The organism is Streptomyces sp. NPDC001678 (genome assembly GCF_042892945.1).
Classification (GTDB): Bacteria; Actinomycetota; Actinomycetes; order Streptomycetales; family Streptomycetaceae; genus Streptomyces.
In genome coordinates this window covers 89,239-109,885 of the sequence record NZ_JBIAUP010000003.1, presented here as the reverse complement: position 1 = coordinate 109,885, position 20,647 = coordinate 89,239, and the positions used below count along the sequence as shown (strand labels likewise).

Genomic DNA, 20,647 nt, shown 5'->3' with positions numbered 1-20,647 from the left:
CCCCTCACGTACCGAAGAAGGAAGAACGGGCCATGCCCACCCGACACCTCATCACCCTCAACGACCTCACCGACGACGACCTGCGGCACCTCGTGAACCGCGGCGTCCACTTCGCCTCCGGCGCCGGGCGCGCCGAGCGCCCGCTGGCCGGCCAGGTCGTGGGGATCTACTTCAAGAAGACCTCGACCCGTACCCGCACCGCCTTCTCCAGCGGTGCGCTGCGGCTGGGCGCGCAGATCGTCAGCTACGGCCCGGACGATCTGCAGACCAACACCGGCGAGACCGTCGAGGACACGGGCCGGGTGATGTCCCGGATGCTCGACCTGCTCGTCGCCCGTACGGCGGGGGACCCCGTCGAGATGCGCGCGCTCGCCGGTGACGGCGGGATGTCCGTGGTCAACGCGATGAGCGCCGACGAGCACCCCACGCAGGCGCTGACGGACCTGACGACCCTGCAGCGGCACTTCGGCCGGATCGACGGCCTGCGCCTGCTGTACATAGGCGAGGGCAACAACACGGCGGTCGCGCTGGCGCTCGCCCTCAGCCGGTTCGCCGGGGTGGAGCTGGAACTGCGCACGCCGCCGGGCTACGGACTGGCCCCGGAGGTGCTCGAGCGCGCCAGGGACCAGGCCGCGCGCACGGGTTCGTCCGTCGTCGAGCACCACCACATGGACGGGCTGCCGCAGGGCGTGGACGTCGTCTACACCACGCGCTGGCAGACCACCGGCACGTCCAAGCCCGATGCGAACTGGCGGGAGATCTTCGCTCCCTTCCAGGTCACCGAGGCACTGTGGGAGGACAGCCCGCAGGCCGTGTTCCTGCACGACCTGCCCGCGCACCGCGGTGAGGAGGTCGTCGCCGAGGTGCTCGACGGCCCCCGGAGCATCGCCTTCGACCAGGCCGAGAACAAGATGCACAGCGCCATGGCCGTCCTGGAGTGGTGCCGCGCCGCCGGCACGGAAGAAGCCGCCGGGAACGGCTCCGGCCCGCGATGACGGACGTCGCAGCGGCACCCGTGGACGAGCGGGTGCCGCCCCTGCGGGGCAATCGTGACTTCCGGCTGCTCTGGGTGGGTGCCGGGCTCGCCTTCCTCGGCTCCCGGGTCGGCACCCTGGCCTACCCCCTGCTGGTGCTCTGGTACACGGGCTCGGCGCGGGACGCCGGACTGGTCGGCTTCGCCGCCACCCTTCCGTTCACCCTGGTGCAGTTGCCGGCCGGTGTGCTCGTCGACCGCTGGGACCGCCGGCGGCTGATGATCGCCTGCGACGCGGGCCGTTTCCTCGCCGTGGGCAGCGTGGCGCTGGCGCTGGCGCTGGGCAAGGTGTGGCTGCCGCACCTGGCGGCCGTCGCCTTCGTGGAGACCAGCCTGACGATCCTGTACCGGCTGGCGGAACGGGCCGCGGTCCCCAACCTCGTACGGTCCGGGGAACTGGCCAAGGCGCTGTCCCGCAACGAGGCCCGCGAGCAGGCGGCGGGCCTGCTCGGAAGACCGGCCGGCACCCTGCTGTTCGCGATCGGCCGCAGCGCGCCCTTCGTCTTCACCGCGTTGGCGCACCTGCTGGCGCTCGTCACCCTGCTGTTCATCAGGACCCCGTTCCAGAGCGCCGCCCAGGAGGACCGGGCGGCCCGGGCACGGGAGCCGCGGCAGCTGAGGCGGCTGTGGACGGAACTGGTCGAGGGCGTCGTCTGGGTCTGGCGCAACCGGTTCATCAGAGTGGCGGCGTGCCTGATCGCCGTCAGCAACATGCTGTTCCAGGCGCTGAACCTCGCCCTCATCGAGATCGTGCGCCAGGGCGGCGGGTCCGCGACCCGGCTGGGGCTGGTCGTGGGCGTCACCGGGGTGGGCGGTGCCATCGGCGCGCTGACCGCGAACCGCTGGATGTCGTGGTTCCGGCTGCCCCACCTGGTCATCGGGGCCAATGTGCTGTGGGCCCTGCTGATGCCCCTCGCCGCCTTCACCGCCAACCCCTTCGCGCTCGGCGCGCTCTTCGCGTGCATGGCGCTGGCCGGGGCGGTGTGGAACGTGGCCGCCGGGGTCTACCAGCTCCGGGTGACCCCGGACGCCCTCCTGGGCAGGGTCGCCGCCGTGGTGTCCCTCGCCGCCTTTGGAACCTTGTCGCTGGGCAACCTGGCCGGCGGGTTCCTTCTGGAGGCGCTGGGCACCCGCGACTGCGTCCTGGTGATCAGCGCGGTGATGGCCGTGCTGGCGCTCGCCGCCTGGGCCAGCCCAGCGGTGCGAGGCTGCGCCTATCCCGACGACGGGACGTCAGGCGGCGACGGGACGTCATGAGACCGGACGGCGGCGGAGGAGGCCCAGCACCTCCGCCTGCCGTTCCACGAGGTAGAAGTGGTCGCCCGGCAGTTCGTGGGCCCGGAACCCGCCCGAGGTGTACCGGCCCCAGCGCCGGGCGGTCCCGGGCGACACCAGCGGGTCCTCGGTGCCGACGAGGGAGACGATGTCGCAGGTCAACGGCGGACCCGGCACGTACGTGTAGGACCGCAGCAGCGCGAAGTCGCCGCGGAGCGGCGGAAGCAGCATCTCCATGAGCGCGGGGTCGTCCAGCAGCCGGGGGTCCATGCCGCCCAGGCGCCGGACCTCGGTACGGATGCTCTCGTCGTCCTCGCCGATCTGCGCCGGATCCCGGTCGCCGGGCGCGCGGCTGCAGGAGACGAAGAGCGCCTCCGGCTGCCGGCCCGCGGCCGCGAGCCGGCGGGCCACCTCGAAGGCGACCAGGCCCCCCATGCTGTGCCCGAAGAACACGGTGGGCCGGTCGAGTTCCGGCAGCAGGGCGGCGGTGGCCCGCCGCACCATCTCGTCCATGGTGGCGGCGCACGGCTCGCCGATGCGGTCCTGCCGCCCCGGGTACTGCACGGCGAGGAGGTCGTACTCGTCCTTGAGCGCCATGGCCCACGGCCGGTAGAAGCCCGCCGCGCCCCCGGCGTGCGGGAAGCACACCACCTGCTTGGCGCCGGAAGACGCGGCGTACCTCCTGACCCAGTTCCCGTCCTCCGCCGTGAGCCGCGCCATGCCGTCCGTCCTCTCCACAGGGCCGTCGCCCCATGCGCCCGGCCGTCATCGGGACATCGTGGACGGCCGGGCCATGAAAACGCATGAATCGGGTCCCGGCGGCCCCCACCTCAGCGGCTCAGGGTGGTCTCCTGCCCCATGTGCGACAGCTTCTCGGGGTTGCGCACGGCGTAGAGCCCGGTGATCAGGCCGTCGTCGACGCGCACCGTCAGGACGCTGTCGAGCTCGCCGTCGAGCCGTACGACGAGCGCCGGGTGGCCGTTGACCCGCGCCGGCCGCAGCGACATCACGGCGGTGATCTTCGCCAGTCCGCCGATCATCAGGCGGGCCACCTTGTCGGCCCCCACGATCGGCCGCAGGACGGCCTGCTTGACGCCGCCGCCGTCGCCCAGGAGGACGACGTCCGGCGCGAGGACGTCGAGCAGGCCCTGGATGTCGCCCGTCTCGGCCGCCCGCCGGAACGCGTCGAGCGCGTCCCGGGTCTCGGCCGGGGAGACGGCCCCGCGCGGGCGGCGCGCCGCGACGTGCGCCCGTGCCCGGTGGGCGATCTGGCGGACCGCGGCCGGGCTCTTGCCGACGGCCTCGGCGATCTCGTCGTACCCGAGGTCGAACACCTCGCGCAGCACGAACACCGCCCGCTCGGTGGGTGCGAGCGTCTCCAGGACCAGCAGCATCGCCGTCGAGACGCTGTCGGCCAGCTCGACGTCCTCGGCCACGTCCGGGGCGGTGAGCAGCGGCTCGGGCAGCCAGGTGCCGACGTAGGACTCCTTGCGGCGGCCGAGCGTCCGCAGCCGGCCCAGCGCCTGGCGGGTGGTGATGCGGACGAGATAGGCGCGTTGGTCCCGCACCACGCCGAGGTCGACGCCGGACCAGCGCAGCCAGGTCTCCTGGAGGACGTCCTCCGCGTCGGCGGCCGAGCCGAGCATCTCGTAGGCGACGGTGAACAGCAGGTTGCGGTGGGCGACGAACGCCTCGGTGGCGGGGTTCTCAATGTTCACGCGCACAAGACGCCGCTTCCCGCTGCTTTGTGACACCCGTGGGCGGTGGCGCTCGTCACGTCCCTTCGTCTGTCACAGGGAGCGGGGCGCCGGCGTCTCGTGTTCGTCAAAGCCGCACCACGAACGAGCACGAGTGAGGACGAAGCCATGGACACCCGGTTCGACATTTTCGAGAACGAGCTCGGTATGAAGTTCGCCAAGCGGTTCGCCAACGCCGGCATGGTGCTCCACCAGTCGTCGCTGTCGCGGACCGTCCAGGAGCTGGTGGCGCTGCGCGTCAGCCAGATCAACGGCTGCGGCTGGTGCGTCGACATGCACGTCAAGGAGGCGGCGGCCGCCGGTGAGACCGCGGTGCGGCTCGCCCTGGTCGCCGTCTGGCGCGAGAGCACCGTGTTCACCGAGGCCGAGCGGGCGGCGCTGGCGCTCGCCGAGGAGGCCACCCGGCTCGCCGACGCGCACGAGGGCGTGTCCGACGGGACCTGGGAGCGGGTGCGAAAGCATTTCGACGACGACCAGACGGCCGCCCTGGTCTGCATGGTCGCCCTGGTCAACGCGGCCAACCGGCTCGCCGTGACCCTCCACCAGCGGGGCGGCTCCTACGAGCCCGGCATGTTCGCCGCCGCGTTCGACTGAACCCCTGAGAAAACCCGGGCCCGTACCCCCTGTTCGCATCGGGGTACGGGCCCGGGGCCGTCAGCCTCCGGACGTCAGCCGCAGCAGGGACGCGACCAGCCGGTCGACGTCCTCCCGCGTGTTGTAGAGCGCCAGCGAGGCCCGCGCCGCGCTCTCCACGCCGTAGTGGCGCAGCGAGGGCTGGGCGCAGTGGTGCCCCGCGCGGACGGCGATGCCGTCGGCGTCGAGCGAGCGGGCGATGTCGACCGGGTTGTGCCCGGCCAGGGTGAACGTCAGCGTCGCGATCTTCTCGGGCGCCGAGCCCAGGACGGCGATCCCCGGCACCTGGGACATGGCCTGCTCGGCGTAGCCCAGCAGCCCGTGCTCGTAGGCGGCGACGGCCTCACGGTCGAAGCCGGTCAGCCAGTTGATCGCCGCCAGCAGCCCGGCGACCCCGGAGATGTGCCCGGTGCCGGCCTCGAAGCGGTGCGGCACCGGCGCGTAGGTGCTGGCCGGGAAGTCGACCTGGTCGATCATGTTGCCGCCGCCCTGCCAGGGCGGCATGGCGGCGAGCAGCTCCGGCTTGCCGTAGAGCGCGCCGATGCCCGTCGGGGCGAACAGCTTGTGCCCGGAGAAGACGTAGAAGTCCGCGTCCAGGTCCTGGACGTCGACGGGGAAGTGCGCTACCGCCTGGGCCCCGTCGACCAGCACCTTCGCCTGGTAGCGGTGCGCCAGCGCGGTCATCTCCTTCACCGGCGGCACGGTGCCCAGCACGTTCGACGCCTGGCTGACGGCGACGAGCTGGGTGCGGAAGGAGAGCAGGTCCGCGAAGGCGGCCTGGTCGATGCTGCCGTCGGGCAGGAGCGGGATGGGCACGAGCCGGGCCCGCTTCTCCTTGGCGAGCATCTGCCAGGGCACGATGTTGGAGTGGTGCTCCAGCGTGGCGACGAGGATCTCGTCGCCGGGGCCGATGTTCGCGCGTCCCCAGGTCTGGGCCACGAGGTTGATGGCCTCGGTGGTGCCCCGGGTGAAGACGATGTCGTCCGGGGAGGCCGCGCCCAGCAGGTCCGCGACGGCCTGCCGGCCCGCCTCGTAGGTCTCCGTGGCCTCGCGGGCCATGGTGTGGGCGCCGCGGTGGATGTTGGAGTTGGCGGCGCTGTAGTAGGCGGTGAGCGCCTCGATGACCTGACGCGGCTTCTGGGTGGTCGCGCCGTTGTCCAGCCAGACGAGCGGATGGCCGTTGACGGTGCGGTGGAGGACGGGGACGTCCGCCCGGGCCGCCATGGGGTCGAAGCCGCGCCCGGCGCGCGGCGGGGTGGACTGCGGGGCCGTCGAGGGCACCGCCGGAGCGGCGTCCGCAGCCGGCTGCTCGTACGTCGGCTGCTCGTACCTCGGCTGCTCGTACGGGCGCGGGCCCGTGCCGGCGGAACGCGCGTCGGCCGGGAACGGCTGCCCGTACGTCCGAACGTCAGGAATAGTCATGGTACTTGGACACCTCGACGTTCTGGAGGACGGCGAGGGCGTCCTCCACGAGCACCGCGGCGTTGAAGTACGCCGTCAGCAGGTACGAGGTGATGGCCTTCTGGTCCGTGCCCATGTTCCGCATCGACAGGCCCGGCTCGACCTCGTCCGGCACCCCGGCCGGGCGCAGCCCGATGACGCCCTGCTCGGCCTCGCCCACCCGCATCAGCAGGATCTCGGTGGTCGCGGCGCCGCCGTTGCCCTTGAAGCGCACCTTGTCGGAGGGGAGCAGCGGCACCCCGCGCCAGGTGATCAGCGGGCTGCCGAAGCGGGTGTCGATGACCGGCGGGACGCCCCGGCGGGTGCACTCGCGGCCGAAGGCGGCGATGGCCTTGGGGTGGGCGAGGAAGAAGCTGGGCTGCTTCCAGACCTTCGAGAGCAGCTCGTCGAGGTCGTCGGGGGTCGGCGCGCCGGTGCGCGGCTGGACGCGCTGGCCCGGGGCGACATTGTTGAACAGGCCGAACTCGGGGTGGTTGAGGATCATCGCCTCCTGGCGTTCGCGCAGCGCCTGGACGGTGAGGTCGGCCTGGACCCGGGTCTGGTCCATGGGCGCGTTGTAGAGGTCGGAGACGCGGGTGTGGACGCGCAGCACCGTCTGGGCGAGGGTCATGTGGTACTCGCGGGGCGTGTCCTCGTACTCCACGTACGTGCCCGGCAGTTCGGGCTCGCCGGTGTGCCCGGAGGCGAGGTCGACGGGCACCTCGGAGCCGGGCATGGGGGCCTCGCCCGATATGTGGGCGTCCAGGGCGGCCCGCAGGCCCGCGTCGCGGTCGGCCAGCGCGTTGAGCGTGTCGAGCCCGACGGTCAGGGCGACACCGGAGGTGACCGCCTTGACCCGGAACGGCAAGGGCTGACATCGGGTCCAGGAGTCCAGACAGAAGAACTGGCCGTCGCCGATGACCTCCAGCAGCGCGTCCTCGCCGTACCGGCCGGTGACCCGCTTCTCGGCGCGACCGCTGACGATCACGGTCAGCTTGTCGCAGGTCTCGCCCTCGGCGCCGATGATCTGACCGGGCTCGAAGGCCACCTGTTCGAAGGCGCCCGCGAGTTCCGCCAGCAGCGCCTCGTCCGCCTCACGGAGGAAGGGCAGTTCGCGCAGGTCCTCGGGGACGACGCGGTGCGCGCCGCCCTCGGAGTAGCAGCTGATGCGGTCGTCGCCGAGGATGAACGTCCGGCGGCGGTTGACCCGGTAGACGCCGGACTCGACGTCGACCCAGGGCAGCGCGCGCAGCAGGTAGCGCGGCGTGATCCCGCGCATCTGCGGGGTGGTCTTGGTGGTCGTGGCCAACTGCCGTGCGGCATCGGGCGCGAGACTGAGTCGATCGTTCATGCGGTCCTCCTCGAAGAGCCCGCGCGGTGCCCGCGCGGGAGCGCAGACCGATCGTCCGGTCGGTGGGTTCGTGTCACAAGGAGGGGGATTGGGACACGGTCCGGAATCGTGCGCCCGACGGAGCGTGAAGCCACGGCCATTGGCCCGGGGCAAGGCGTCCACCGCCGGGCGTCGGCTTGGTCCGTACCGCGAGATGACCGGATTCCATCCACTGAGACCGCCCGCCCGGGCGCGTCGCGTCGGCGGGGCAGCGCAAAACCGTCGTAGGGGCGGCGGAAACGTCGGGCGGGCGGAAAACAGAACCGCCCCCGATCCGGTGATCCGGATCGGGGGCGGTTCCCAAGAGCGGTAGCGGTGGGATTTGAACCCACGGTGGAGTTGCCCCCACACACGCTTTCGAGGCGTGCTCCTTAGGCCGCTCGGACACGCTACCGAGAGAGAGCTTAGCGGACGGTGGGCCGTGGTCCGAAATCCGTTCCGGGTTCCGGGGGTGTGGTCCTGGTCACCGGACGGTCGGCGGTCGTCCCACCCGCCGTGTCACCGGTCGCGGAAGAAGCGGGTGAGCAGCTCGGCGCACTCGTCGGCGAGGACCCCGGAGATCACCTCGGGGCGGTGGTTGAGGCGGCGGTCGCGGACGACGTCCCAGAGGGAGCCGGCCGCACCGGCCTTCTCGTCGACGGCGCCGTAGACGACGCGGTCCACCCGCGAGAGGACGATCGCTCCCGCGCACATCGTGCAGGGCTCCAGGGTGACGACGAGCGTGCAGCCCGACAGCCGCCACTCGCCGACCGCCCGCGCGGCCTCGCGGATCGCCAGGACCTCCGCGTGGCCGGTGGGGTCGCCGGTGGCCTCGCGCTCGTTGCGGCCGCGGCCGATGACGGAGCCGTCCCGGTCCAGCACGACGGCGCCCACCGGCACGTCGCCCGTGGCGGGGGCCGCCGCGGCCTCCGCCAGGGCGGCCCGCATGGGGGCGAGCCAGGGGTCGCGCACCGGGTCGTGGGCCGGGGCGGCTGGGTCGTGGACGGCTTCGTTCATGGCACCAGTGTGAGCGCACCCGTCCGGGCGGACGTCAGCGGACGGCCTCCAGGACGTCGGTGCAGCCGAGGGCCTCGGCGATCGTGCCGAGGGCGTCCCCGTCCAGGGCCAGGAGCTCCTTCTCGCTCACCCCCAGGTCCTCCAGCAGCCTGCCGTCGCCCAGCGGGCCGCTGGGGGCGACGGAGGCGGCCGCCCCGTCGTCGCCCTCGTCGTCCTCCCCGGTCTCGGGTTCGCCGTCCTCGGTGCCGTCGAGGTCGAGGGTGTCCAGATCGTCGCCCTCGTCGTCCTCGTGCCCCAGGAGCTCGTCGACGAGCATCGCCCCGTAGGAGCTGCGGTTGGCGACGGCGGCGTTCGAGAGGAAGACCCGGGGGTCGTCCTCGCCGTCCACCCGGACGACGCCGAACCAGGCGTCCTCCTGCTCGATGAGCACCAGGACCGTGTCGTCGTCCTCCGATGCCTCGCGGGCGATGTCGGCGATGTCGGACAGGGTCTCCACGTTGTCGAGTTCTGTGTCGCTCGCTACCCACCCGTCTTCGGTGCGCGCGAGCATTGCGGCGAAGTACACCGTGACTCTCCCACTGGTCATAGGCGGTGCCGGGTCGGACGGGGACCACCCCGCCCACTCGGAATCGTGGCAGAAACCTGGGCGTTGCGAGAGGTCTTCCGCGCTGCGTCGTGCAGCAGTCCGAGAGATGTCGCTCACGTGGGGCCCGTGAGGGCGCCGTACGGACGTGGCGGGGGCGGGCGCGCCGGTCCACCGGGCGTCACCAGCGGAAGGTGCGCATCCGCATCTGCTGGCGCATCCGGGCCGCCCGGGCCCGGCGCGGCTGTACGCGGTCGCGCAGCTCCTTGGCCTCGTTCAGCTCACGGAGGAACTGGGCCCGTCGTCGTCTGCGGTCCTCGGCGCTCTCCGTCCCGCCGTCCGGGGCGGCGCCGGCGGCCTCCCGGGACTTCCGGGGGTCCGTCCGCTCGCCGGGCGCCCGGCCCGCCGGGTCTATGGAGCCCGGTTTCCGGGGGTCCGCTTCCGTTGCCTCCTGGGGCGTCCGGGCAGCCGACCCGGATCCCCGCCTGTCACGGCCAGCCATGGGCAGCACCACCTCGTGCCGAGGTCCTCGCCCGGCGACAGGCCGGGCGTACGTGCCCACTTTCCCCCTAAGTGGTGGTTTGATGCCAGGGCTGCGACAGACCGTGGAAGTCCCCTGGTGACCCCGCTGTGGCGGCCGGGCGGGCGCTCGGGCGTTAAAGCTCGGTTAATGTCGATGTCATGCGGATCCACGTCGTCGACCACCCCCTGGTGGCTCACAAGCTCACCACCCTGCGCGACAAGCGCACCGATTCCCCCACCTTCCGGCGCCTCTGCGACGAGCTGGTCACCCTGCTCGCGTACGAGGCCACGCGCGACGTGCGCACCGAGCAGGTCAGCATCGAGTCCCCCGTGACGGCCACCACCGGCGTCCGGCTCTCCCACCCGCGCCCGCTGGTGGTGCCGATCCTCCGGGCCGGCCTGGGCATGCTCGACGGCATGGTCCGGCTGCTGCCGACGGCCGAGGTCGGCTTCCTCGGCATGATCCGCAATGAGGAGACCCTCAAGGCGGAGACGTACGCGACGCGTATGCCCGACGACCTCTCCGGCCGCCAGGTCTACGTCCTGGACCCGATGCTCGCCACCGGCGGCACGCTGGTCGCCGCGATCAACGAGCTGATCGCCCGTGGCGCGGACGACGTCACCGCGATCTGCCTGCTGGCCGCGCCGGAGGGCGTCGAGGTCATGGAGCGCGAGCTCGAGGGCGCCCCGGTGACCGTCGTCACCGCCTCCGTGGACGAGCGCCTCAACGAGCACGGCTACATCGTCCCGGGCCTCGGCGACGCGGGCGACCGCATGTACGGCACGGCAGGCTAAGCAGGTTTGTGGGCAGTCGTTCCGCATGGGCGGAACGGGTGGGCACAAACCGACCACCGGCCTGCACAGGCCGTACCTGCCTCGGGCGCCGCCCGCCGACGTGCGTCAGCACTTGGCGGGCGGGCTGCCCTTCGGGGCCGCCGCCGAGGCCGGCGCTGAGGCCGGCGCCGAAGACGGCGCCTGCGAAGGCGCCGAAGGCGAAGGCGGCACCTCCCCCCGCTCCAGCGCCGCCAGCCCCTTCTCCGAATCCTCCTGCGACGTCAGCCCCTGATAGGCCGCCCCCAGCACGAGGTCCACGTCCTGCCCCTCGCGCTGGTCGGCCTTGGCCTCCGCCCCGGCGAGCTGGGTGCCCAGCACCCGGAGCGCGCCCTCCAGGGATTCCTTGGACCCCAGCAGCACTCCGGTGCCGTTCACCTTTTTGTCGTAGTCCTCCTGGGCGTTGCCCACCTTGCCGATCCTGAAGCCGCGCCGTTCCAGCTCATCCGCCGTGATCTTGGCGAGCCCGCCGCGCGGCGTGGCGTTGTAGACGTTGACGGTGATGTCACCGGGCCGGGGCAGGTCCCGGGGCAGCTTCCGGCCGGCCGCCTCGGCCGCTTCGGAGCCGCTCTTGCAGTCGCCGTTGCGTTTCGCCGGGGACGCCGCCCGCGCCGTGGCCGGCCCGCCCGAGAAGACGTCCACGAGCTGGACCGTCCCCCACCCGGCCAGCCCCATGACGACGGCCGTGGCGGTGCCGACGAGCACGATCCTTCGGCGGTTGCGGGCGCGGCGCATGTGCGGGAACCGATGGCCCGTGATGCGGTACTTACCACCCATGCCAGGAGGGGTGAGCATGCTCATGAGCGCAGCGTAGTGCCGGGCGGAGCCGCTGCCTACTAGATGATCAATGGGTTGCCCGGACCCCTACCCAAAAGGGCCAATAGGCGTCCATGCGACCGTTTTCGAAACCCGCCCGACTCGAATGCGGGTGCGGAAATCGATACGGCTGTCGACAGTGGATCGACGGCGGTCGGTCGAGGTCGACAGCGGTCAGTCGAGCTCGAGCACGCGCGCGTGCAGCACCTGGCGCTGCTGAAGGGCGGCCCGTACCGCCCGGTGCAGCCCGTCCTCCAGGTAGAGGTCGCCACGCCACTTCACGACGTGCGCGAAGAGGTCGCCGTAGAACGTCGAGTCCTCGGCGAGCAGCGTCTCGAGGTCGAGCTGCTGCTTGGTGGTCACCAACTGGTCCAGGCGTACCGGGCGAGGGGCGACGTCCGCCCACTGGCGGGTGCTTTCCCTGCCGTGGTCGGGGTACGGCCGCCCGTTGCCGATGCGCTTGAAGATCACACGGAAAGCCTACCGGGCGAGCGGCTCCCGGCGCAGCCATGGCGCGGGAGTGCGATGACGACAATCAGCCGCATACCGGGAGTGATGCATGGAACTCCTGAGCGAGAATTCTTTCCCCGGGAGTCCGCCGGGAGTCCGCATTCCGGACTTCCGCCCCCGGAATCCGTACTCCCGGCCGTTCCGGACCAACGTGATCGCCGTGATCAGCGGCTCACTCGGCGATCTCGGTCCGCTCCCACCACTCGTAGACGGGCAGCCGGCCCTCGGCGGTGTCCTGATGCCGCGAGGTGGCCTTGAAGTGCTCGTAACCACCCTTGAACTGGACCTTCAGCTCGACCCCGGGAGGGACGATCGGCACGACCCGCTCCGGCAGATCGTCCGGGCCGCCTTCGAGGAATGCTTTGGCGCTGCTCATGGGGACAGTCTTCCGGCGCTCCCCGCCCGACGCGCGGCGCGACGCGCCGCAGCCCCGAGGGGGCGGTCTCACGCCTTCTTGACCGCTGCCTTCTTGGCGGCTCGTTTCATTTCCTGCTTGTAGGCCCGGACCTTCTCCAGGGACTCCGGCCCGGTGATGTCGGCCACCGAGCGGTACGACCCCGCCTCCCCGTAGCTCCCGGCCGCCTCCCGCCAGCCCTCCGGCGTCACCCCCAGCCGCTTGCCCAGCAGCGCCAGGAAGATCTGTGCCTTCTGCCGGCCGAACCCCGGCAGCGCCTGGAGCCGCTCCAGCAGCTCGCGCCCCGATCCCGCCCCGGTCCACACCACGCTCGCGTCCCCGTCGTAGTGCTCGACCAGGTACCGGCACAGCTGCTGCACCCGTCCCGCCATTGACCCCGGATACCGGTGCACGGCCGGTTTCCCGGCGCACAGCGCCGCGAACGCCTCGGGGTCGTACGCCGCGATCTCGTGCGCGTCCAGATCGTCGCGCCCGAGCCGCCGGGCGATGGTGTACGGGCCGGTGAAGGCCCACTCCATGGGGATCTGCTGGTCCAGCAGCATGCCGACGAGGGCGGCGAGCGGGCTGCGCGAGAGCAGCGCGTCGGCGTCCTCCTGCTGCGCCAGCCGGAGGGGACGGCCGGGGCCTGGGCCCCCAGGGTCACGGTCCATGGGGCGATGGTCCCTCCGCGGGGCGTGCGGCGCACGCCGTACGAGGTCGTGGCCGTCAGCCGACCCGTACCGCGACGACGGCGATGTCGTCGTTGAGGCCTCCGTCGCTGTAGCTGAGGAGATCGCGGTGGAGGTTGTCGAGGAGTTCGCGGGGCTGGGCGGTGTTCTGCCGCCGCATCCAGTCCGCCAGGGGGAAGAACGCGCCGTCGTGGCCGCGGGCCTCGGTGACGCCGTCCGTGTAGAGGAGCAGTTCGTCGCCGGGGGCGAGGTCGAAGGTGTCGACGGTGTACCGGCCGCCGATGAGCTCCGCGAGGTTGAGCAGCGGCGAGGGGTCGCTGGGCTGGAGGGTGCGCAGTTCCCCGCGGCCCCGGAGGAGCGGCGGGGGGTGGCCGCAATTGAGCACTCTGAGGCTGTCCATCTCGTGCGGGATCTCGACGAGCAGGGCGGTGGTGAAGCGTTCCACCAGGTCTTCCGGTGGGAACGCGGCGCTGTAGCGGTTGCTGCTGGCCTCCAGGCGGCGCGCGACGCCGCTCAGGTCCGGCTCGTCGTGGGCGGCCTCGCGGAAGGAGTTGACCACCGCCGCGGCCGCCCCCACCGCCGGCAGGCCCTTGCCCCGTACGTCCCCGATGAGCAGCCGGACCCCGTACGGGGTGTCGGCCGCCTCGTAGAAGTCGCCGCCGATGCGGGCCTCCGCCGCGGCCGCGAGATACAGCGAGTCGATCCGGATGCCCCCGAAGCAGCGTGGCATGGCCCCCAGGACCACGGTCTGGGCCGCGTCGGCGACGAGTCGCACTTGGAAGAGGGTCCGTTCCCGCTGGAGCCGGACATGGCTGCCGTACGCGGCCGCCACGGTGACCGCGACGATCCCGCCCGCCGTCCACCACGTCCCCAGCCCGGGGAACACGATGCTCAGGCCGATCATGAGAAACAGGCAGACCGTGCCCAGCAGGACGGTGGGGAGCACGGGCCACATGGCGGCGGCGAGGGCGGGCGCGGCGGGCAGGAGGCGGCTGAAGGCCATGCGCCTGGGCGTGTTGTACGCCAGGGCGGCGATGACCACGGTGAGGATCACCGGGGAGAGCTGGACAGGGGACCATCCGCCCTGGGGGGAGCGACGGAACAGCGGCCGACCTGGCTGGGTCATAGTCCATAGAATATCCGCACAATACGGACATAGGGCTAAGTCGGGACGGGCCTCGCCTCGGTCGGAATTCGACCGTCAGTTCGATGACGGGGGTCGGCGGGGCTGGAGGGATGTCGGCCCAGTGCCCGTCATCGGCGGTCACCGCGGCCGTCTCCACGCGAAGAGCCGGGCGCTCCCGTGTGCACGGGAGCGCCGGACTGGTCTCGCCCGAAGCGGACTTGCAGGCGCGTCGGTGGTCAACCGCGGTGATGCTCAGTCGAACATCCGTGCCTATGTGCTTACTTGCTGATGTGGCAGCCCTGGGTGCAGGCGCTCGTGGACGGCCGGCCGGTCACCAGCAGTGCTGCTGCCTATCGGGCTGGTCGCCTTCTCGGTGGGCATGTCCCGTGCCAGGAAGGCGGGTTCGGCCGGCGAATACTGATCACCTGCGCATGCCATGAACTGCTATGGTGCGTAGCATGTCAGCGTGGAGAGGTTCTCGGGGCCAGGGCTTGGCAGGGCACTTCGGGCCGCTTGAGCTGGCGATCCTGGATGTCATGTGGTCGTCGGGCTCGCTGGACTCCTCGTCGGGCGGGATGGACGTGAGCACCTGCGCCCGGCGGCTCGACGGCGGCCAGGCGTACACCACCGTCAAGACGGTGATGGAGCGCCTGGTGGTCAAGGAGCTGCTGGCCCGCCGCAAGGAGGGCCGCCAGTACGTGTACTGGCCGCGCTCCTCCCGGCGCGAGGTCGAGCAGCGCGTGGCGGCCGAGCAGGTGCGGCAGGTGGTCGACGGCTTCGGGGACCTCGCCGTGGCGAACTTCGTCCGGACGGTGAGCGGCGATGCCGACCAGCTCGCGCAGGTACGCGCGCTGCTGGCCGGCATCGCCGATCCGTCCGGCACCGGTACCGGCGACGGCACCGGCGACGGCGAATCCGAGGGCACGGCGGGGGTATCCGCGTGAACATGAGCTGGCTGGGCTATCCACAGGTGCTGCTCGCCTGGTGGTGCCCCCTGGTCGCCGTCGGCCTGTGGCACGCGCTGCGGCGGCTGTCGGCGCGGTTACCGGCCCGTGAGCGTTTCGTCCTCGCGGTGGGGCTCGCCGTGACGCCCCTGCTGGCGACGGCCGTTCCCTATATGCCGCACAGCCCGCTGCGCGACGCGCTGCCGTGGCGGGCGCCGATGGCCTGGGGCATCAGCAACGGCATCACGGACATCGACGGACAGCATGTGCTGCAGGCCCTGGGGGTGCAGCTGATGCTCGCCGCGTCGGTCGTGCCGCTGGCCTCGATCGCCGTGTCGTTCGTCGCCGGGGCGATCCAGGTGGCGCGCACGGGGCGCATGGTCGCGCTGCTCGCGCCGCAGCAGTGCGGCGACGTGTGGATCGTGCACGGTGAGGGCCAGGCCGAACAGGGTCTGGCGAGCACGGTCGGCCTGGTCCGGCCCCGGATCATCCTCGGCTCCGCGGTGGCGGACTCCTCGGACGCCTCCGCGGTCATCGAGCACGAGCGCGCCCACGCACGGGCGTACCACCCCTTGTGGATCTTTCTGGCCACCTGCGCCCTGCGGTCGTGGTGGTGGATACCCGGCCGGAAGACCGTCCTCGCCGAGGTGCGGCTCACCGCCGAGCTCTGGGCGGATCAGAACGCCCGTGAGGCCGACGGCGCGGCGGCCGTGGCGAAGGCGCTGTGCGCGCAGATAGAGGCCAAGGCGCGGCCGGCCAGGCCGGACCTCTCGCCGACGGGGATCGGCACGCTCGGCACGGGGTTCCTCGACCCCAGGATCGAACTCGCCCACCGCGCGCGGGCGCTGGCGGCGCCGCCGAGAGTGATGCCGGCGTGGCAGGCGTGGCCGGTGCGGATCGCGACGGCGGCGCTGGTGAGCACGGTCAGCATCCTGCTGTGACGGCTGCGGTGGCCGTGATGGCGTTTTCCTCAACAGACTTGAGCCTGTCGTAAAGAAATCCACGTGTGTGGCGGGGCATCCCCACACCCACAAGTGCTACGCCATGTAGCAGAAGGAGGGAGAGACCATGTACACGGCGGCGATTCCGGTGATCGAGACCCGCGGCCTGTCCAAGGCGTTCCGGCGCTCGACAGCGGTCGACTCCGGTCACCGTCCCCGTCGGCGTCGCGGCCATCGCCCTCCTCACCTTCGGCATCACTCACGCGGCACGAAAGGCGGCGGGAAACTCATGATCACTCGTAAACTCATGATCACTCGTACTCGCGGGACGAGGGTCCGTGCGCTGGCCCTGGCGGCCGGGGTGCTGGCCGGCGCCGTACTCGTCACGGGCTGCTCCGAGGAGCGCGACGCCGTCCTGAAGTGGCCGGGCGCCGAGAGCAACCCGCAGGCGGTCACCTCCGACCAGTTCGGCGCCGCGTGGCCCCTCAAGCCCGACAAGGGGAAGGTGGCCTGCAACACGACGCCGTACAGCGGCTTCGCCATCACCTTCACGGCGCCCGACGGCAAGATCTACGCCCTCAACAACGTCGCCCACGACGAGAAGGGCTATCCGAGCGTCGACGAGATCAAGGGCACGTCGGGAAAGATGTGGCGGCTCCGTTCGTTCGGCATGCAGATCTGTTCCCTGGAACGCGCCCGCGACATGCGCTCGACACCGCCGGCGACCCACCCTCCGACCCCACCGGCCAACACAAACCCCACGACGAACCCCTGAGCCACCACCTCGGGCGGCGCCCGGAGAGAGCCCACTGATGACCGGGCACCCCCGTCTCTCCGGCCTCCGCCCGTAGAAGCCCCTCGTCCTGCCCGTGCGGCTCGCGCGGCCCGGGCCGGTCAGTAGTCCAGCCCGGGATACCAGTCGTCACGGCCGCCCGGCGTCAGGTCCAGGAGGTGCCAGACGGGGCTGAGGAGGTCGATGCCGCGCTCCTGGATGTCCTCCGCCAGGCGCGGGTGGGCGGAGTAGACGTGGCGGACGGTGCCGTCGGCGTCCCGGGTGAAGACGGAGACGGTCGAGTCCTGCTCGCCTTCCGCGTCCTCGCTGCCGAGGGCGTACTTGAAGCCGCTGTCCCCGCAGCTCAGCAGCCGCAGCCGGGACCAGCCGCGCCGACGGGCGTGCTGCCGCAGCGTGGGCGGGTCGGCGGCCGCCGCGATGACGAAGTCGGCGTTGCGCGCGATGTGGTGGGCGACGCCGTTGTAGCCGTCGATCCACATGGTGCACATGGGGCACGGCTCGGTCTGCCGCTTGCCGTACATGAAGTGGTAGACGATCAACGGCCGGTCCGGTGCGGTGAACAGCCCGCTCAGCGTGACCTCCCGGACGGGCGCGTCACCCGCGTCCAGGTCGGCGGGGCCCTCGACGAAGACGTAGTCGTCGACCGGCGCCCCCTGGGGGAGCGCCCGACGCTGGGCCGCGACCCTCTCGCGGTGACGCATGAGCTCGATCTCGGCGAGACGGAGCTCCTCCCGGGCGGCGAGGTACTCCGCGGACTCGCCGGGCAAGCGGGTGTGCCGCGACATCGCGTCCTCCTGGGTGGAAGCGGTGGATGCCCCGAGGCCCAAAATTACCGGTATGTGCCGCCCGCCACACCTCGGCCGGTACGACGAAGGCCCCGACCGGTTCACCGGTCGGGGCCTTCGTCGTACCGGCCCTGGTCGGGCGGGTCCGTCAGGTGAAGCGGCGGAGCCGGAGGCTGTTGGTGACGACGAAGACCGAGGAGAACGCCATCGCGGCGCCGGCGATCATCGGGTTGAGCATGCCGGCCGCGGCCAGCGGCAGGGCGGCGATGTTGTAGCCGAAGGCCCAGAAGAGGTTGCCCTTGATGGTGCCGAGGGTGCGGCGGGAGAGGCGGATGGCGTCGGTGGCCACGAGGAGGTCGCCGCGGACGAGGGTGAGGTCGCCGGCCTCGATGGCGGCGTCGGTGCCGGTGCCCATGGCCAGGCCGAGGTCGGCGGTGGCCAGGGCGGCCGCGTCGTTGACGCCGTCGCCGACCATGGCGACCGAACGGCCGTCGGCCTGGAGGCGCTTGACGACGTCGACCTTGTCCTGCGGCAGGACCTCGGCGAACACCTCGTCGATGCCCACCTCGCGGGCGACGGACTCGGCGACGGCCTTGTTGTCGCCGGTCAGCAGGACGGGGGCGAGGCCGAGGCGGCGCAGTTCGGCGACCGCCCGGGCGCTGGTGTCCTTGACGGCGTCGGCGACGGTCAGGACGCCACGGGCCTCGCCGTCCCAGGCGACGGCCACGGCGGTGCGGCCCTCGGCCTCGGCGGCCGCCTTGGCGGCGGCGAGCTCGGCGGGCAGCTCGATCACCCACTCGGCGAGGAGCGTCTCGCGCCCCACCAGAACCGCGTGGCCCTCCACGACGCCCTGCACGCCCAGCCCGGCGACGTTCTCGAAGCTCTCGGGGGCGGGCAGCGTGCCGGTGCGCTCGGCGGCGCCGTCGGCTATGGCGCGGGCGATGGGGTGCTCGGAGGCGTGCTCCAGGGCCCCGGCCAGCCGCAGGAGGTCGTGCTCGGTGACGCCGGGGGCCGTGATGACCTCGTGGAGGGTCATGCGGCCGGTGGTGACGGTGCCGGTCTTGTCGAGGACGACGGTGTCGACGCGGCGGGTGGACTCCAGGACCTCGGGGCCCTTGATGAGGATGCCGAGCTGGGCGCCGCGGCCGGTGCCGACCATGAGGGCGGTGGGCGTGGCCAGGCCCAGGGCGCACGGGCAGGCGATGATCAGGACGGCGACGGCGGCGGTGAAGGCGGCGGTGGCGTCGCCGGTGGTGAACAGCCAGGTCAGCAGCGTGCCCAGGGCGATGAGCAGGACGACGGGGACGAAGACGCCGGAGATGCGGTCGGCCAGGCGCTGGACGGCGGCCTTGCCGTTCTGCGCGTCCTCCACCAGCTTGGCCATGCGGGCGAGTTGGGTGTCGGAGCCGATGCGGGTGGCCTGGACGACGAGGCGGCCGGAGGCGTTGACGGTCGCGCCGGTGACGGTGTCGCCGACGGTCACGTCCACGGGCACGGACTCGCCGGTCAGCATGGAGGCGTCGACGGCGGAGCTGCCCTCGACGACGGTGCCGTCGGTGGCGATCTTCTCGCCGGGGCGGACGACGAAGCGGTCGCCGACGGCCAGCTCGGCTGTGGGGACGCGCACTTCACGCCCGTCGCGCAGGACGGCCACGTCCTTGGCACCCAGCTCCAGCAGGGCGCGCAGCGCGGCGCCGGCCTTGCGCTTGGACTTCGCCTCCAGGTAGCGGCCGGCCAGGATGAAGGCGGTCACTCCGGCGGCGGCTTCCAGGTAGATGGAGGAGGAGCCGTCCGCCCGGGAGATCGAGAAGTCGAAGCCGTGCCGCATGCCCGGCATCCCCGCATGACCGAAGAACAGCGCCCACAACGACCAGCCGAGCGCGGCGAGCGTACCGATCGACACCAGCGTGTCCATCGTCGCCGCGCCGTGGCGGGCGTTGGTCCACGCTGCCTTGTGGAAGGGAAGCGCACCCCACACGACGACCGGCGCGGCCAGCGTCAGGGACAGCCACTGCCAGTTGTCGAACTGCGCCGCCGGCACCATCGCCATTAGCACCACCGGCACCGACAACACCAGCGACACCAGCAACCGCTGCCGCAGCGCGCCCACTTCGCCGTCGGCCTCCTGGGCATCGGCCGGAGCCGCTTCCGCGCGGGCGGCCGGCTGGGGCGGCTCCTGGGCGGTGTAGCCGGTCTTCTCGACGGTCGCGATGAGGTCGGCGACCGCCACTCCCGCACCGTAGGAGACCTTGGCCTTCTCGGTGGCGAAGTTGACCGTCGCGGTGACGCCGTCCATGCGGTTGAGCTTCTTCTCGATGCGCGCGGCGCACGAGGCGCAGGTCATGCCGCCGATGGAGAGCTCGACCGCGGCGGTGGCCGTCGCGGTGGCCGTCGTGGCGGGCGCGGGGGCCTTCTCGGGAGCGGTGCTGGTCATGGCTGTGGGTCTCCTGGAGGAGGGCCGGGCCGTGCGGCTGCCATATCAGTGGGGCGGCACGACCCGGCGGGGAAATACCGGGGAGGGGTATCGGGTGGCGGGTACCTGGTGGCTCAGGCGCGGCCGGCGAGCTCGTAGCCCGCCTCGTCCACGGCGGCGCGCACGGCCTCGTCGTCCAGCGGGCCGGCGGAGACCACGGTGACCAGGCCGGTTGCGGCCACGGCCTTGACGGAGGCCACGCCGGCCAGGGCGGAGACCTCCTGCGAGATCGCGCCCTCGCAGTGGCCGCAGGTCATGCCGGTCACCTTGTAGACGGTGGTGACGCCGCCCTGGACCTCGGCCGCGGCGGCGGTGCCGCAGGTGCCGGCCGAGGTGCAGCAGGAGCCGGAGTTCGTCCGGGGCTGGGAGGTCATGGCCACTTCCTTCGGGATGCGGGATGCGGTGCCTTGCTTCCGACGAGAAGAACGATATACCCCCTGGGGGTATTCCGGAAGGGCGGGTGTGCGATGCGTCGGCGCGCTGATGGCGCGGCGGGAAGAGAGGAGATGTGAACGGCGTCACACGAAACTTTCGGGGCGCGCGCCATACGAAAACGCCGAAGGCCCCGGCCGGTTTCCCGGTCGGGGCCTTCGGTAGTGCCCGGTGAGGCACTGGCGGAGGATACGAGATTCGAACTCGTGAGGGGTTGCCCCAAACGCACTTTCGTCCGGCCGTCCGTCTGGGGTCGTGTGTGACCCGACCTGCGGCGGAGCGTT

Annotated in this window: 22 protein-coding genes and 1 tRNA gene; 7 read left to right on the top strand and 16 right to left on the bottom strand. The window is 72.0% G+C overall.

Annotation, left to right across the window (positions count from 1 at the left end):
• Positions 1-32 precede the first annotated feature (32 nt).
• Entirely contained in the window at positions 33-995 is a 963-nt protein-coding gene (locus ACFYZR_RS07295; RefSeq protein ID WP_391906349.1) for an ornithine carbamoyltransferase, read from the top strand.
• On the top strand, positions 992-2,290 hold the full coding sequence (locus ACFYZR_RS07290; protein ID WP_391906347.1) for an MFS transporter: 1,299 nt from the start codon (positions 992-994) through the stop codon (positions 2,288-2,290). The genes ACFYZR_RS07295 and ACFYZR_RS07290 overlap by 4 nt, the downstream gene beginning before the upstream one ends.
• On the opposite strand, the gene ACFYZR_RS07285 is transcribed toward ACFYZR_RS07290, so the two are convergent.
• Positions 2,285-3,028 carry a thioesterase II family protein gene (locus ACFYZR_RS07285; RefSeq protein ID WP_391906345.1) on the bottom strand — a complete coding sequence of 248 codons (744 nt, stop codon included), beginning with the start codon at positions 3,026-3,028 and terminating at the stop codon, positions 2,285-2,287. The genes ACFYZR_RS07290 and ACFYZR_RS07285 overlap by 6 nt on opposite strands.
• Positions 3,029-3,138: 110 nt before the next feature.
• On the bottom strand, positions 3,139-4,026 hold the full coding sequence (locus ACFYZR_RS07280; protein WP_391906343.1) for an RNA polymerase sigma-70 factor: 888 nt from the start codon (positions 4,024-4,026) through the stop codon (positions 3,139-3,141).
• A gap of 147 nt (positions 4,027-4,173) precedes the next feature.
• Between ACFYZR_RS07280 and ACFYZR_RS07275 the strand changes: the two genes are divergently transcribed.
• Positions 4,174-4,659, top strand: coding sequence for a carboxymuconolactone decarboxylase family protein (locus ACFYZR_RS07275; protein WP_391906341.1), 486 nt, complete (start codon positions 4,174-4,176; stop codon positions 4,657-4,659).
• 60 nt (positions 4,660-4,719) lie between these two features.
• Here ACFYZR_RS07275 and ACFYZR_RS07270 read toward each other — a convergent pair whose 3' ends face one another.
• The 6 genes from ACFYZR_RS07270 to ACFYZR_RS07245 form a co-directional block, all read right to left on the bottom strand.
• Positions 4,720-6,120, bottom strand: coding sequence for a SufS family cysteine desulfurase (locus ACFYZR_RS07270; protein WP_391906339.1), 1,401 nt, complete (start codon positions 6,118-6,120; stop codon positions 4,720-4,722).
• A complete protein-coding gene (locus ACFYZR_RS07265; protein WP_391906336.1) occupies positions 6,107-7,489 on the bottom strand; it encodes a family 2B encapsulin nanocompartment shell protein in 1,383 nt (460 codons plus the stop codon). Before ACFYZR_RS07265 ends, ACFYZR_RS07270 begins: the two co-directional genes overlap by 14 nt.
• Before the next feature lie 346 nt (positions 7,490-7,835).
• A tRNA-Ser gene (locus tag ACFYZR_RS07260) sits at positions 7,836-7,922 on the bottom strand.
• A gap of 104 nt (positions 7,923-8,026) precedes the next feature.
• A complete protein-coding gene (gene tadA / locus ACFYZR_RS07255; protein WP_391906334.1) occupies positions 8,027-8,524 on the bottom strand; it encodes a tRNA adenosine(34) deaminase TadA in 498 nt (165 codons plus the stop codon).
• 34 nt (positions 8,525-8,558) lie between these two features.
• Entirely contained in the window at positions 8,559-9,089 is a 531-nt protein-coding gene (locus ACFYZR_RS07250) for a hypothetical protein (RefSeq protein WP_391906332.1), read from the bottom strand.
• Positions 9,090-9,288: 199 nt separating this feature from the next.
• Positions 9,289-9,609, bottom strand: a complete 321-nt coding sequence (locus ACFYZR_RS07245) for a hypothetical protein (RefSeq protein WP_391906330.1) — start codon at positions 9,607-9,609, stop codon at positions 9,289-9,291.
• Between the two features lie 179 nt (positions 9,610-9,788).
• Between ACFYZR_RS07245 and upp the strand changes: the two genes are divergently transcribed.
• Positions 9,789-10,424 carry a uracil phosphoribosyltransferase gene (upp, locus tag ACFYZR_RS07240; RefSeq protein ID WP_391906328.1) on the top strand — a complete coding sequence of 212 codons (636 nt, stop codon included), beginning with the start codon at positions 9,789-9,791 and terminating at the stop codon, positions 10,422-10,424.
• 105 nt (positions 10,425-10,529) lie between these two features.
• On the opposite strand, the gene ACFYZR_RS07235 is transcribed toward upp, so the two are convergent.
• From ACFYZR_RS07235 to ACFYZR_RS07215, 5 genes are all read right to left on the bottom strand, one after another.
• Positions 10,530-11,261: a LytR C-terminal domain-containing protein gene (locus ACFYZR_RS07235; RefSeq protein ID WP_391906326.1), complete on the bottom strand. Its 732-nt coding sequence runs from the start codon at positions 11,259-11,261 to the stop codon at positions 10,530-10,532.
• A 189-nt stretch (positions 11,262-11,450) separates the two neighbouring features.
• Entirely contained in the window at positions 11,451-11,747 is a 297-nt protein-coding gene (locus tag ACFYZR_RS07230) for a type II toxin-antitoxin system VapB family antitoxin (protein ID WP_004929488.1), read from the bottom strand.
• Positions 11,748-11,958: 211 nt separating this feature from the next.
• On the bottom strand, positions 11,959-12,162 hold the full coding sequence (locus ACFYZR_RS07225) for a DUF5988 family protein (RefSeq protein WP_391906323.1): 204 nt from the start codon (positions 12,160-12,162) through the stop codon (positions 11,959-11,961).
• A 68-nt stretch (positions 12,163-12,230) separates the two neighbouring features.
• Complete coding sequence (locus ACFYZR_RS07220) at positions 12,231-12,851, bottom strand: HhH-GPD-type base excision DNA repair protein (RefSeq protein ID WP_391906321.1); 621 nt, start codon at positions 12,849-12,851, stop codon at positions 12,231-12,233.
• Between the two features lie 55 nt (positions 12,852-12,906).
• The gene (locus tag ACFYZR_RS07215; protein WP_391906318.1) at positions 12,907-13,995 is read right to left on the bottom strand and encodes a PP2C family protein-serine/threonine phosphatase; all 1,089 of its coding nucleotides are present in this window, start codon (positions 13,993-13,995) and stop codon (positions 12,907-12,909) included.
• A gap of 458 nt (positions 13,996-14,453) precedes the next feature.
• Here ACFYZR_RS07215 and ACFYZR_RS07210 point away from each other — a divergent pair, with 458 nt between their 5' ends.
• From ACFYZR_RS07210 to ACFYZR_RS07200, 3 genes are all read left to right on the top strand, one after another.
• Positions 14,454-14,939: a BlaI/MecI/CopY family transcriptional regulator gene (locus tag ACFYZR_RS07210; RefSeq protein ID WP_391906315.1), complete on the top strand. Its 486-nt coding sequence runs from the start codon at positions 14,454-14,456 to the stop codon at positions 14,937-14,939.
• 2 nt (positions 14,940-14,941) lie between these two features.
• Positions 14,942-15,880: a hypothetical protein gene (locus tag ACFYZR_RS07205; RefSeq protein ID WP_391906312.1), complete on the top strand. Its 939-nt coding sequence runs from the start codon at positions 14,942-14,944 to the stop codon at positions 15,878-15,880.
• Positions 15,881-16,187: 307 nt separating this feature from the next.
• Positions 16,188-16,655: a hypothetical protein gene (locus ACFYZR_RS07200; protein ID WP_391906310.1), complete on the top strand. Its 468-nt coding sequence runs from the start codon at positions 16,188-16,190 to the stop codon at positions 16,653-16,655.
• A gap of 119 nt (positions 16,656-16,774) precedes the next feature.
• Here the strand turns inward: ACFYZR_RS07200 and ACFYZR_RS07195 are convergent, their stop codons facing one another.
• The 3 genes from ACFYZR_RS07195 to ACFYZR_RS07185 all read right to left on the bottom strand — a co-directional run bounded on the left by ACFYZR_RS07195 (position 16,775) and on the right by ACFYZR_RS07185 (position 20,305).
• Complete coding sequence (locus tag ACFYZR_RS07195; protein ID WP_391906307.1) at positions 16,775-17,458, bottom strand: DUF899 family protein; 684 nt, start codon at positions 17,456-17,458, stop codon at positions 16,775-16,777.
• A gap of 148 nt (positions 17,459-17,606) precedes the next feature.
• Positions 17,607-19,892 (bottom strand): heavy metal translocating P-type ATPase, encoded by a 2,286-nt coding sequence (locus ACFYZR_RS07190; RefSeq protein WP_391906304.1) that lies wholly within the window; start codon positions 19,890-19,892, stop codon positions 17,607-17,609.
• Between the two features lie 113 nt (positions 19,893-20,005).
• Positions 20,006-20,305 (bottom strand): heavy-metal-associated domain-containing protein, encoded by a 300-nt coding sequence (locus tag ACFYZR_RS07185; protein ID WP_391906301.1) that lies wholly within the window; start codon positions 20,303-20,305, stop codon positions 20,006-20,008.
• Positions 20,306-20,647: the final 342 nt, after the last annotated feature.